The organism is Gilliamella sp. B3783, assembly GCF_026536125.1.
Taxonomy (GTDB): domain Bacteria; phylum Pseudomonadota; class Gammaproteobacteria; order Enterobacterales; family Orbaceae; genus Gilliamella.
In genome coordinates this window covers 246,256-259,579 of the sequence record NZ_JAFNOU010000002.1, presented here as the reverse complement: position 1 = coordinate 259,579, position 13,324 = coordinate 246,256, and the positions used below count along the sequence as shown (strand labels likewise).

Genomic DNA, 13,324 nt, shown 5'->3' with positions numbered 1-13,324 from the left:
TTAATTATGTCGACACTATTCGACAAATATAAAGTGACTCACTTTATATAAATTTAAACATACTAACTTAATTTATTGATATTAAGAGAGAAATTTAATGAGATTTGTAGATATTATTGAAAAAAAGCGTGACGGTCATCCCCTTACAACCGAAGAAATCCAATTTTTTATCACCAACTATACTAATGGCACCATTCCTGACTATCAAGTTAGTGCACTATTAATGGCGATCTATTTTCAAGGAATGACATCAAAAGAGTGTGCCGATTTAACTAGCGCAATGATGCACTCAGGTGATACGGTTGATCTATCCTCGATTAAAGGTATAAAAGTCGACAAACACTCAACTGGCGGTGTGGGTGACACGACAACTTTAGTTTTAGCACCTTTAGTTGCGGCATTAGATATCCCTGTTGCCAAAATGTCAGGACGTGGCCTTGGTCACACAGGTGGAACCAATGACAAATTCGAATCCATTCCAGGATTTAAAATTGAATTAGGTAAGCAAGAATTCATTGATCAAGTTAATGAAAAAGGCGTTGCGGTAATTGGGCAATCAGGCAACCTAACACCAGCAGATAAAAAATTGTATTCACTACGCGATGTAACAGGAACAGTCGGTTCTATTCCGTTGATTGCTAGTTCCATTATGAGTAAAAAACTAGCCGCCGGCGCCGATGCCATTGTGCTTGATGTCAAAACCGGTGATGGTGCATTAATGAAAACCATGGAAGACTCTGAAAAACTAGCACACGAAATGGTGAATATTGGTAATCAGATTGGGCGTAGAACCATGGCGATTATCTCGGATATGTCACAGCCACTAGGTTTTGCTATTGGTAATGCCCTTGAAGTCAAAGAAGCCATTGATACCTTAAAAGGTCATGGTCCAGCTGATTTAACCGAACTGGTCTTAACGCTTGGTAGCCAAATGGTTGTGCTTGCTAATAAAGCTAAAACATTAGAAGAAGCACGAGAAAAACTGCAAGAGGTCATCAAAAATGGCAAAGCTATCCAAAAATTCAAAGATTTGATTGAAGCACAAGGCGGCGATAGCTCGGTTGTTGATCACCCAGAAAAACTCGCTAGCGCGCCTTATCAAATCGCCCTACCAGCATTAAAATCGGGTTATGTTTCAAGAATTATTGCAGATCAAATTGGGATTATTGCTATGCAATTAGGCGCAGGTCGTGCAACTAAAGAGGATATTATCGATCCAGCTGTAGGCATTGTATTACATAAAAAAGTAGGCGATAAAGTCACCGAAGGTGAAGCGCTACTCACTATTCATGCTAATACAGACAAGTTAGATGCCATTAAGCAAAAGCTTTATGACAATATCACTATTAGTGATAGTGCTAAGCAACCTCAGCTTATTTTTAAAGTAATAACTGAATAGGCGTTTTGCATTAGGATTTAGGAGACACCATGAAGTATTTAAAATTAAATAAAAAACTATCACTGCTGATTATTTTAGGCTTATTTTCGGTTAATGCAATTGCTGTTGTGGCAACTAAACAGCCAATTGGACCTAACTGGGAAAAAAATAAAACTTATCAATTTACTATTTTACATACCAACGATCATCATGGCCGATTTTGGCAAAATGATATTGGCGAATATGGACTTGCAGCCCAAAAAACGGTGGTGGATGAAATTCGTAAAGAAGTAGCAGATAAAGGGGGTAAATTACTGCTACTATCTGGTGGTGATATTAATACAGGTGTTCCTGAATCTGATGTACTACAAGCTAAGCCCGATTTTATTGGTATGAACGAGATTGGTTACGATGCAATGGCTGTTGGTAATCATGAATTTGATCACCCGCTAACGATTATTCGTGAACAGCAAAAACTAGCGCACTTCCCTTTTCTATCTGCCAATACTTATTTTAAAGATACTGATAACCGAGTCTTTGACGCCTATAAAATGTTTGATTTGAACGGCATTAAAATAGCCGTTTTTGGCTTAACAACTGACGATACTATCACGCTTGCTTCACCTAAGAATACCGATGGTATCGAATTTCGTAAAACATTACCCGAAGCGCAAAAAGTTATTTCTCAAATAAAGCAAACTGAACGCCCCGATATGATAATAGCCGTCACACACATGGGGCATTACGAAAATGGTGAACATGGTTCAATGGCGCCCGGCGATGTTGAATTAGCCAGAGGTTTACCAACCGGTGAATTGAATATGATTGTCGGTGGGCACTCTCAAAACCCTGTTTGCATGGCAAGCCCTAATAAACGTATTACTGAGTATGTACCCGGCACGCCTTGTGCACCAGATCAACAAAATGGTACTTGGATTGTTCAAGCTCATGAATGGGGCAAATACGTTGGTCGTGCGGATTTTATCTTTTTAAATGGCAAAATAACCTTACAAAATTACCAACTGATTCCAATCAATCTTAAAAAAGAAGTGGATAATGGTAATGATACTAAACGACTTGAATATTACACTAAAGAGATACCACAAGATAAAAAATTATTAGAAACCTTACAACCTTATCAAGAACAAGGTAAACAACAATTATTGATTAAAACAGGTGAGCTCACCGGCCGATTAGAAGGTGACCGTAGTGTAGTGAGATATCAACAAAGTAATATGGGACAACTCTTATTAAGTGCATTTATTGAAAAAACCAATGCTGATATCGGCATCATGTCTGGTGGTATGATTCGTGACTCACTCATTGAAGGCGATATTACTTATCGTGATATTTTAAAAGTTGAACCATTTGGCAATAGCGTTGTTTATTTTGAATTAACCGGCAAACAATTACTTGATTATTTGAAAGTCGCATTAAGTAAAAAACCGGGTTCAGGTGGCTTTACTCATTTAAAAAATATTAGTTTAACGCGTACTGGGGACAGTATCGATAATGTAAAAATTAAAGATGAACCCATTGATTTACAAAAAACTTATCGAATTACCACACTTGACTTTTTAGCTGCGGGTGGGGATGGCTATCCGATAACCAATACCTTACCAACTTATGTTGATACTGGATATCGAGATGCCGACGCAGTAAAACAATATTTTGAGGCACATTCGCCTATTAATGCATCCGATTATGAGCCTAAACCATTCATTACGGATAAATAAACAAGAATTGATACGATGAAAATTTTGTTGTTAAGTTTAGTAAAAAATCATTAAGCATAAAAATATTAATATTTTTAACTAGTTAGCAACAAAATTTAATATTAACCTAAGTTTGCTCTACTTAATGTAAGTATCGAGGTAATAATGGACATGACTGAATTTCAACAAAATTGTTATAACATAGTGACAGATCCCAATTTGTCGCCAAAACAAAAATCTAACTTACTCGCTTTAGCTGCCGAAAATAATTTACCTTATGTTGACTTGGATAGTGAGACTAAGCAAGCTTTAGAAGAGCGTGTAATTTGTGATATGTATGAAGGTCATGCCCCTTACAAGCCGCGATATGTATTACCTGATTATGCAAAATTTCTTAAGCAAGGATCAGACTATCTAGAACTTGAGCCGGCAAAAAGTTTTGATGATGCATTAAATATGCTGACAATTGCTTATCATCATGTTCCATCTGTCACCGGCATGCCCGTTTATTTAGGTTGTTTAGACCAAGTGCTCCTTCCTTATGTTGGTAATTTAACACAAGCCGATCTTTACCCGCGATTAAAACGTTTTTGGATTATGCTTGATCGCAATTTACCTGATGCGTTTATGCATGCCAACATTGGGCCGACCGACAATGTTATTAGTCGAACAATTTTACGCGTCGATCGCGAACTTAAACAAGTTGCCCCTAATTTAACGTTTATTTATGACGAAAGTATCACACCCGAATCTTTACTAAATACCGCCATTGAAAATATTTGCCAAACAGCCAAACCACATATTGCCAATAATATGATGATAAAAAACGATTTTGATGAAGAAGGCTATGGGGTGGTAAGCTGTTATAATTCGTTACCCGTTGCCGGAGGTGGCAGTACCCTTTCAAGAATTAATTTAAAGGAAGTGGCACTACGCAGTAAAAATATTGTCGATTTTTTGCAAAATACCTTACCTTTCTACTGTCAATTACAGCTGAATTTAATTAAAGCCCGCTCTGCATTTTTATATGAAAAATCCAATTTCTTTCAAAATAGCTTTTTGGTAAAAGAAGGGTTGATTGATGCCAATCGTTTTGCGCCTATGTTTGGGGTCTATGCCATGGCTGAAGCGGTGAATATTTTACAAGAGAAATCTCACTTAACCGGTCGCTACGGTGTCGATGAAGATGCCAATGAGCTGGCTGCCACTATTTCTAAACAACTCGCTGACTTTGTTGATAGTCATGAAATTAAGCATGCATGGCAGGGTAAAGCCATGTTACATGCACAGTCAGGCATTAGTACTGATAGAGGAGCAACACCGGGATTACGTATCCCTTATGGGCATGAACCGGATCCGGTTACCCACATTATGGCACTGTTTAAACACCATAAATATTATGCGTCTGGTATCAGCGATATTTTAACGATTGATGAGACCATTAAAACTAATCCATTAGCCTTAGTACAAATTTGTAAAGCGGCATTCAAATTTGGTTTTAGAGAATTTACCGCGAATATAAGTGGTAATGATTTAGTTCGAGTAACCGGTTATATGGTGAGATTATCGGATATCAAAAAGTATAAACAAGAAGGCTCACGGATTAATACCACATTTTTAGGTAGTGAAGCGGCCGAAGATACTGAAAACAATAGCTATCTATGCCGTACACCTCGGGTAATTAGTCATGAACAAGTCATGGGCAATCGTTAATAAACTGTTACCTTTTTCTTGTGTTGATGGACCAGGCAATCGCTTGGTCATCTTTTTGCAAGGCTGTAATTTTAGATGCTTAAATTGCCACAATCCTTACACCATATCGTTGTGTAGTAATTGTGGTAGTTGCGTCGATGCCTGCCCACATCAAGCATTAACTTTTGATAATCACAACGTCATTTGGCAAGCGTCGACTTGCCAGCAATGTGATACCTGCATAAATACCTGTAGCCATAGTTCAACGCCCATGACTTACCGTTACAGTGTTGAAGATATTTTGCAAACAATTCGAAAATACCTACCTTTTTTGACAGGAATTACCTTTAGTGGTGGTGAAGCCACGATACAACTCCCTTTCATTACAGAACTTTTTAGTGCTATTAAACAAGACCAAGATTTAAAGCACTTAACCTGTTTTATAGACAGTAATGGTTATTTGTCACAATCTGGCTGGCAAAAAGTACAACCTGTACTTGATGGTGCAATGATTGATCTGAAAGCTTGGGATAGCCAAATACATAAAAAACTAACCGGTCGAGATAATTATCGAGTAAAGCAAACTATCGCCTACCTGGCGAAAATCAACAAACTCTACGAAGTGAGATTTTTAATCATTCCTGAGCATACTGACTTACAACACAATGCCACACATCTTGCACAATTTTTAATAGATATCGATCCGAATATCAAAATTAGAATAAATGCCTTTCATAATCATGGGGTACACGGCATAGCCAAAACTTGGAAACCCGCCACGCAAGATCAAGTCGAACTTTTTGCCATGCAATTAAAAAATAATGGCTTACATAACATTACGCTCCCAAGCGTCTATTTGTAAGATTGATAAGGAGTAACATAACGATAAAATTCCTAAAATTAAAACGTCCCCAATCTGTTTCAGTCATTCTTCACGGCCCAAAAGATCGACAAAATACTCAATCGATACCACAAGCTTTACGTTATACATCGGGAGAATGGCAGAATATTGGCAGAGCTCAAATTGTTCAGATAAAGTTATTATTCGTCAGCATTGGTAAGGTAAATTCGCAACTGGATCACAGGATCTTTTACCCGCCTTATTACAATAAATTCAATGTTAAGTAACCATGAATTGAGCAATAATCAAACTTTTCATATTTTTTAAGAAAATAATCTGCATTTTATCAGTGACAATTATCAACTTAAGGTTGAATATTGTATCTGATAATTGTGATAACTTTTCTTATATAACTCAAATATGGTATTTAATGAAGGTTTACAGTGGTGTGTAAACGGCACATACGGTTGAGATCAAAATGATTGAGTTCAAACATCCTTGTTTGATACCTCTGTCCTTGTTCTGTTATTGTTTCTGATTTGGTAAAAAATGTGATTGGCTCAGATAAATAACAACAAATATAGTATTCATTATCGAAGTGAGTATTTTTAACGATATCACCTTCATCACTGTCTACTTGTTTGAATGTTGTTTTTTGAGTTTCGGATAAAGGCAAATAGAGTATATCCGAATAAAAACAACCTATATTCATCACTTGTTGGGAATAAGTGATGCTTTTCTTAATCGCATTAACCTCGGCTGAAGATAATGCTTTAACATCTTGCGTATTAAAAAAAAGATGAAATACGAATATCGTAAAAAGTAATGTAAAAAACATTTGTTTTTTTTGGGTAGTATTGGAATCAAACTTGAATATATTTTTATTAATAAAATACATTATCGATCTCTTTTTTATCATAAAAATACCTTCTCATGTCTAATATAAACTTTCTGATTTGATAAATTATAAATTTCATCAGATTAATATTTAACACATGCAGTATAGGCCACATCAGGTTCAACAATAACATTACCCTCGACTATCCCTACACTATAATATTTGTTATTACCCATTACATCTTTTACTGATGATTGTTCATTTGTGAAATAGAATTCATAATAGATTAAATTTTTCAAATTTAGCAATCCAGACATCATATCTCGACCAATAATATCTAAAGGTGCATAGAAGTAGACTTTCCCCCATTCTGGTGTTAACCCTTCACCGATTGCTCTTTTATACCCATTACCTTTTATATAATAGTTATCGTTAGTTGTGGGTATGTATGATAAAGGAGAATTGGAGATCTCAGCTCGTGTTGGCAATCTATCATTATTTTGTTGACATAATTTATTTGAGTTTGCCCAATTACCAGGGGGATTATTTAAGAAATATAACCAATGATTAATTGAAAAAGTATAATAAAATTGTGCTGAAGTGCGGTTATTTGTGACTAAAATTACAAATTCATCACCTTGATTAGGTACATTATTGGTAAATTTAAATTCACTTTTAGAATCAGCGTTTGAAGCACGAGCAGTATTCACTAAGGAATTATTAGGATTTTTGACCAAGGTATAACTATAATCCGATATTGGATTGACGGGTACAATTCTGAAACGAGCCTCTGGAAAACCATAAGTTGGAAAATGATTTCCATTTGAATCTGTTGCTGTTGCCTTGAAGCCTTGATGAAAGGCAAATTGATCACTGTTATAAGGAGGATCAACACTTATTGTATCAGCGCCATAAGGAGCATAGTTATCCCCTTCATTCCAACCATTGTTTGTAATCAATGCCAGTACGCCCGGTCTGATATAACAGATACCATCATCAGCACTGACTTCAAATGTTTTAGACACTTCTCTTGGTTTTGAGGTGTCAGGCATACCGTATTGGGTTTTAGCAATAAATGTAATGGTTACCTTCACCGATAAATTTGCATTAGTCGTCGATGAAGTGCACACATCACGACCAAGGGGTGCAGTGGAATCAGAAGCAATAATGTTATTGTTTTGGTCAAGCCATTGAGCATTAATCGATTGAATAATGAAACTATCGGTACTCGACAATTTATCACCATCCACATCATGAATATCACTGTCATTTAAACTCGAAATATCGACACCAAATGAATAAAGGCTAGGTGAAGTATTGTAAGCAACAGAAATCTTATTTGCGCTACCTGGCGAAATAACGACTGGATCGAGATCATCTAATTTAAATTTGATTTGAATTCCGTTTAACACTTTAGTTTCAGCGCTTGCAAGAATATCTGGTTGATTACCATGAATAGAGTTCACTGTTACAACACCGTTACTCGCTATTGTTGTATGATTAAAAAATAATAATATAAATAAAACTAGAATTTTTATGTTAAATCGAACAAAACACACTTTTTTTGTATAATATATAATGTTATTCATTTCTTAGCCTCTATTCATTAACTTATCCAAAGTGTTGAGCAAGATTATTGAGTTGAAGTTTGAACGAACAAATTAATCATCATTTGATAAAAAATTGTGAAGTTTTAACAGTTATCGATTATTGCTTTTTGTTAATGTTTAACGCTATGCATCTAAGTATAAATAGATGTTGTTTTGAAATTACTGCTAGATGCAAAAATAGTTACTATTTTTTTAAAAATCCAATCTTATGTTTCATTTAAAACTAAAATAATGACATTAAAAAAATACAAAAGAAAAGCTAACTAAAGAAAAGAATATGTTGGTTATACTAGAGTATAAAATTAATCTTCTATTTGGCGCAAAAAATTTAAACCGATTAAACTTATTCACCCAAAATAGAATATAATTTGTACAATTATATTCTAAAAAAAGTAGATTTCAAAGTTATTTCTACAAACGATAAAAATGTAAAAAATATCAAATAGATTGAATAAAAGGATGATAAATCATCATCCTTTTAATACGCTAGAATAAGTTAAAGCAGATAGAAAAGTCATTATTTTCCTTTTTTAAAAGCAGCAGCAAATGCATTGCCCATTGCACTATTGGTGCTTGAAGGTGCATTGTGATTTTTTAGCGTTTGATTGCTACGATGCTGGCTTTTATTTGCTTCGGCTTTAGTGGTCACCGCATCATCTAAACGCATGGTTAATGCAATGCGTTTACGTGGTATGTCGACTTCAACCACTTTAACTTTTACAATATCGCCAGCTTTGACAACCGATCGCGGATCTTCTACAAATTTATCTGAGAGAGCTGAAATATGCACTAAACCATCTTGATGAACACCAATATCAACAAATGCACCAAAATTAGTCACGTTAGTAACAGCACCCTCCATTATCATACCCACTTTAAGATCATCTATTGTCTCGATATTATCGGCAAATTGTGCTGTTTTAAATTCTGGTCTTGGATCGCGACCCGGTTTATCAAGCTCTTTAATAATATCTGTGACTGTTGGCACACCAAAATGATCATCGACATAATCAACCGCTTTTAATGATTTAAGATAACTGCTATCACCCAAAATCTCTTTTAAGGATTTATGATTTTTTTCTAAAATCCGTTCAACTACCGGATAAGCTTCAGGATGCACAGCTGATGCATCGAGTGGATTTTTACCGTCCATGATCCGTAAAAAACCTGCACACTGTTCAAAAGCTTTTGGTCCTAATCTTGCAACTTTGAGTAATTGTTTACGGTCAGAAAATTGACCATTGTCATTACGCCAATCAACAATATTTTGGGCAATGACTTTGTTAAGCCCAGCAATGCGCGCGAGTAACATTACAGAAGCCGTATTTAAATTAACCCCAACCGCATTTACCCCATCTTCGACCACTGCATCAAGCTTTTTAGCTAATTGTGTTTGACTTACATCATGCTGATATTGTCCCACACCAATTGATTTAGGATCGATTTTCACCAGTTCAGCTAATGGATCTTGTAACCGGCGCGCAATCGAAACTGCGCCGCGTAATGATACATCAAGATCCGGAAACTCTTGCGCGGCCAGTTCCGAGGCAGAATATACCGATGCCCCCGCTTCGCTAACAATCACTTTTTGTGCTTTCACTTCTGGATATTTTTTTTGCACATCAAGATAAAAACGCTCGGTTTCACGCGATGCCGTGCCATTACCAATCGCCACTAATTCGACTTGATACTTAATGCAAAGGGCTGCAATCATCATGGCAGCTTTATCTGCCTGTCCTGTATGCGGATAGATTGTTTCGGTCGCAACAAGTTTACCAGTAGCATCAACCACCGCGATTTTAACGCCGGTACGTAAGCCGGGATCCATCCCCATCGTGACTTTCATACCAGCAGGCGCAGCCATGAGCATATCATGTAAGTTAGCGGCAAAAACATTAATTGCTTCTTCTTCAGCTCGCTCACGTAAGGTAGTCATCAGTTCAGTTTCCATATGCATTAAAATTTTAATGCGCCATGTCCAATTAATTACTGCCTTTCGCCATTTATCAGCAGGTTGCTCATTAAAATGAACACCCAAATGCTCGGTAATAATCTGTTCACAATAACTTTCTTTTGGCGGCTCTTCAAATTGGGGATCTGCATTTAATGACAGTTGTAAAAAACCTTCATTGCGGCCACGGAACATCGCTAACGCGCGATGAGAAGGCACTTTAGAAATAAGTTCACTTTGCGCAAAATAATCACGAAATTTAGCGCCGTCTTCTTCCTTACCCGCTACAACTTGCGACACCAAATGAGCATTATTCCATAAGTAATGACGGACTTTGGCAAGAAGCCCAGCATCTTCAGCAAATCGTTCCATTAAAATATAGCGTGCACCATCCAGCGCTGATTTGCTATCAGCAATACCTTTATCATTGTTGATATATTTTTCAGCTTCGGATTCTGGATTAAGGTGTGGGTTTTGCCATAAATCATCAGCAAGCGGCTCAAGCCCTGCTTCAATAGCGATTTGCCCACGTGTACGACGCTTAGGTTTATAAGGTAAATAAAGATCCTCAAGCTCAGTTTTGCTAAGCGTTTGTGTGATTTTGTCACTCAATTCTGTTGTTAATTTACCTTGTTCTTCGATTGATTTTAATATTGTTTGTTTACGATCTTCAAGTTCTCGCAAATAACTTAAACGACTGTCTAGCGTGCGTAGTTGGGTATCGTCTAATCCGCCCGTTACTTCTTTACGATAGCGGGCAATAAAAGGGACGGTACTTCCTTCATCTAATAATTGAATAGCCGCTAAAACTTGTTCTGGTTTTACCGTCAGTTCACCGGCTATAATATGGCTAATTTGATTATTTATCATGGTATCTCTGTATATCGTCGATTAACGGAATAGAATTTTATTATGCAAAAAGCTAATTATATAACAAGAGAAGGCTATTTGGCACTCGATCGTGAACTGAAATATTTATGGAAAATAGAAAGACCTCAAGTAACACAAGCTGTTTCGGATGCCGCAGCGCTTGGCGATCGCAGTGAAAATGCAGAATATATTTATGGCAAGCGGAGATTACGTGAAATCGATAGACGCGTGCGCTTTTTGACTAAACGTTTAGAAACGCTGACAATTGTTGATCCCGATCCTAAGCAGGAAGGTAAAGTATTTTTTGGGGCTTGGGTTAAGCTAGAAGATGAATCTGGTCGCATACATGTTTATCGAATTGTTGGAACCGATGAATTCGATCCGAAAAAAAATTGGATCTCAATAAACAGCCCTGTTGCCCGCGCATTAATTGGTCATAAGGTCGATGATGAAATATCGGTTATGACCCCTAATGGTACAAATTACCTCTATATCGTGGCGATTAGCTATCAAGAATTAACCCTTTAACCTATTTAATTGACTAAAATAACACTTTAAAAAATCGAACAATTTGTTATGTTCAATGAGATGTTATTAAATATTGTTTGACGAATAATTTTCTTAAACTTGCAGGCAAATAAAGCTATAATTTATTAATTGCTTCTAAATTACAATCATTATGATGTTAGTTGATCAGTTATATATTTATCCCTGTAAGTCCATGAAAGGTATTCCACTAAAAAAAGCCACCACCACCGAAGGCGGCTTTCAATACGATCGTGTTTTAATGATAAGTGAACCCGATGGGACTTTTATTACAGCAAGACAATATCCACAGTTATTAAAAATCGAAACCACACTGGTAGATAATAAGATCCATCTACTATTACCCTCTAAGCAAGCGATAACGATTAATTTAGATGATTTTTCCCAAGATGTTGAACCCACTCAAGTATGGGGAAATCATTTTACTTCGCATATTGCGCCAATTAGTGTCAATCAATTTATCAGTCAATTCTTGCAAAAAGATGTACAAGTACGTTGGGTAGGTAACCATTTATCACGACGTACAAAACGCTATTGTGATGTAGCGGTAAGCTTTGCTGATGGATACCCCTATTTATTACTTAATCAATCCTCTTTTAATTATTTACAACAACAATGCCCGGAAAAACTCGATATTCGCCAATTTCGCGGCAATATTATTATTAAAGATGCTTTACCCTTTGCTGAAGATGGTTGGAAAACAATTAAAATTGGCCAAGTTATATTTGATATTGTCAAACCCTGTACACGATGTGTTGTAACAACCATGAATGTTGAAACCAGTAAGTTATCAACCGATAATGAGCCATTGAAAACGTTACGCTATTTCAGATCTGATAGTGAGGGTAAAATTGATTTTGGTATGAATATGATTGCTCGTAATCATGGTACCGTCTGTTTAGATGATCCTATAGAAGTACTGGAGCGACAACCGGCTAAAAATTATATTAAATCATTCCCAGCTGAAATTAAGCAAAATCAACAACCTTGCACAATCGCACTTAATGAACAAATAATTCAAGGCAATAATCAGCAAACTATTTTAGAACAATTAGAACAGCATCAAATAGCTGTGCCCTATTCTTGTCGTGCCGGAGTTTGTGGACGTTGTCAGATACTGTTGAAAAGTGGTGAAGTAACCGCGATGACTAAAGCTGCTATTAAAAGAGGAAATCGAATTTTAGCTTGTAGTTGTATACCCAAAAGTAATATTGAAATTGAATTAGTTAAGAAATAGCTTCTAACTCAAGTGGATGTTTGCTAAGACTATCCTCAATTGAACAAGTTGAAATTGGCATTAATCTATCGTTCATGACTTTAATCGCTTCTGAAAAATAGAAAGTTTTATTCATAGCACCAAAAGTAGGTTGAGCAATAATACACAACGATGCGTTTTCGCCGGCTTCAACGACCATCAAAAACACTGATTGACCACCTTCTTGCATATTTACTACAACAATATCGGCCATTTTAGGTCGATATGCCGTTATTTGCTGCGAAAAATACCAACTTTTTGGCATTTGTGGCTTTAAAAAATTGGCAGCAACAATCGCATTTATCGACAATTCAATTTTTTGCGAATCGTTAAGATTCAATAATTGACAGCTATCAAAAAATTGATAATAAGCAGTTGCATCACTGACAGAAAAAGGAAACTCGCCAAACACATCGGGAATCAACATTTTGCTAGGATAGCATGAACGAAATAGCATTTCAGGCGATACTTCTAGCATTAAGCTATCATAATCACTATCAAAATACCAACGCCAACTATCAGTTGGTCGAAAAGCTAATTTCATTGATATATTACCCTTTTTAAAGTTGAACTAAATTTGCACAAAAAGATAACATAACTTAGATAAAAAATAAATAATAAATTAAAA

Annotated in this window: 9 protein-coding genes and 1 pseudogene; 6 read left to right on the top strand and 4 right to left on the bottom strand. The window is 36.2% G+C overall.

The features are described from left to right. The first annotated feature begins 97 nt into the window (after window positions 1–97). The 4 genes from J3U59_RS03540 to J3U59_RS03525 all read left to right on the top strand — a co-directional run bounded on the left by J3U59_RS03540 (window position 98) and on the right by J3U59_RS03525 (window position 5,647). On the top strand, window positions 98–1,399 hold the full coding sequence (locus tag J3U59_RS03540) for a pyrimidine-nucleoside phosphorylase (protein WP_267333448.1): 1,302 nt from the start codon (window positions 98–100) through the stop codon (window positions 1,397–1,399). Window positions 1,400–1,428: 29 nt separating this feature from the next. Further along, window positions 1,429–3,114: a bifunctional UDP-sugar hydrolase/5'-nucleotidase UshA gene (gene ushA / locus J3U59_RS03535; protein WP_267333447.1), complete on the top strand. Its 1,686-nt coding sequence runs from the start codon at window positions 1,429–1,431 to the stop codon at window positions 3,112–3,114. Window positions 3,115–3,258: 144 nt separating this feature from the next. Beyond that, window positions 3,259–4,806 (top strand): YjjI family glycine radical enzyme, encoded by a 1,548-nt coding sequence (locus J3U59_RS03530; protein ID WP_416379570.1) that lies wholly within the window; start codon window positions 3,259–3,261, stop codon window positions 4,804–4,806. Beyond that, a complete protein-coding gene (locus J3U59_RS03525; protein WP_267333445.1) occupies window positions 4,781–5,647 on the top strand; it encodes a YjjW family glycine radical enzyme activase in 867 nt (288 codons plus the stop codon). The genes J3U59_RS03530 and J3U59_RS03525 overlap by 26 nt, the downstream gene beginning before the upstream one ends. A 406-nt stretch (window positions 5,648–6,053) precedes the next feature. Here the strand turns inward: J3U59_RS03525 and J3U59_RS03520 are convergent, their stop codons facing one another. The 3 genes and pseudogenes from J3U59_RS03520 to J3U59_RS03510 form a co-directional block, all read right to left on the bottom strand. Beyond that, window positions 6,054–6,545 carry a hypothetical protein gene (locus tag J3U59_RS03520; protein ID WP_267333444.1) on the bottom strand — a complete coding sequence of 164 codons (492 nt, stop codon included), beginning with the start codon at window positions 6,543–6,545 and terminating at the stop codon, window positions 6,054–6,056. Window positions 6,546–6,607: 62 nt separating this feature from the next. Next, complete coding sequence (locus tag J3U59_RS03515) at window positions 6,608–8,053, bottom strand: hypothetical protein (protein WP_267333443.1); 1,446 nt, start codon at window positions 8,051–8,053, stop codon at window positions 6,608–6,610. A gap of 676 nt (window positions 8,054–8,729) precedes the next feature. Continuing rightward, window positions 8,730–10,895 (bottom strand): annotated as a pseudogene (locus J3U59_RS03510) (Tex family protein); the annotation flags it as partial. A gap of 42 nt (window positions 10,896–10,937) precedes the next feature. Here J3U59_RS03510 and greB point away from each other — a divergent pair. Then, the gene (gene greB / locus J3U59_RS03505) at window positions 10,938–11,423 is read left to right on the top strand and encodes a transcription elongation factor GreB (protein WP_267333441.1); all 486 of its coding nucleotides are present in this window, start codon (window positions 10,938–10,940) and stop codon (window positions 11,421–11,423) included. A 151-nt stretch (window positions 11,424–11,574) separates the two neighbouring features. Beyond that, window positions 11,575–12,678, top strand: a complete 1,104-nt coding sequence (locus J3U59_RS03500; protein WP_267333440.1) for a YcbX family protein — start codon at window positions 11,575–11,577, stop codon at window positions 12,676–12,678. Here the strand turns inward: J3U59_RS03500 and J3U59_RS03495 are convergent. Next, complete coding sequence (locus J3U59_RS03495) at window positions 12,668–13,240, bottom strand: cell division protein ZapC (protein WP_267333439.1); 573 nt, start codon at window positions 13,238–13,240, stop codon at window positions 12,668–12,670. The two genes, J3U59_RS03500 and J3U59_RS03495, sit on opposite strands and share 11 nt — an antisense overlap. Window positions 13,241–13,324: the final 84 nt, after the last annotated feature.

Coding starts and splice junctions, on each gene's coding strand:
- J3U59_RS03530 (WP_416379570.1), top strand. CDS start 3,259: ATGGACATGACTGAATTTCAACAAAATTGTTATAACATAGTGACAGAT.
- ushA (WP_267333447.1), top strand. CDS start 1,429: ATGAAGTATTTAAAATTAAATAAAAAACTATCACTGCTGATTATTTTA.
- greB (WP_267333441.1), top strand. CDS start 10,938: ATGCAAAAAGCTAATTATATAACAAGAGAAGGCTATTTGGCACTCGAT.
- J3U59_RS03525 (WP_267333445.1), top strand. CDS start 4,781: ATGAACAAGTCATGGGCAATCGTTAATAAACTGTTACCTTTTTCTTGT.
- J3U59_RS03495 (WP_267333439.1), bottom strand. CDS start 13,240: ATGAAATTAGCTTTTCGACCAACTGATAGTTGGCGTTGGTATTTTGAT.
- J3U59_RS03500 (WP_267333440.1), top strand. CDS start 11,575: ATGATGTTAGTTGATCAGTTATATATTTATCCCTGTAAGTCCATGAAA.
- J3U59_RS03520 (WP_267333444.1), bottom strand. CDS start 6,545: ATGATAAAAAAGAGATCGATAATGTATTTTATTAATAAAAATATATTC.
- J3U59_RS03515 (WP_267333443.1), bottom strand. CDS start 8,053: ATGAATAACATTATATATTATACAAAAAAAGTGTGTTTTGTTCGATTT.
- J3U59_RS03540 (WP_267333448.1), top strand. CDS start 98: ATGAGATTTGTAGATATTATTGAAAAAAAGCGTGACGGTCATCCCCTT.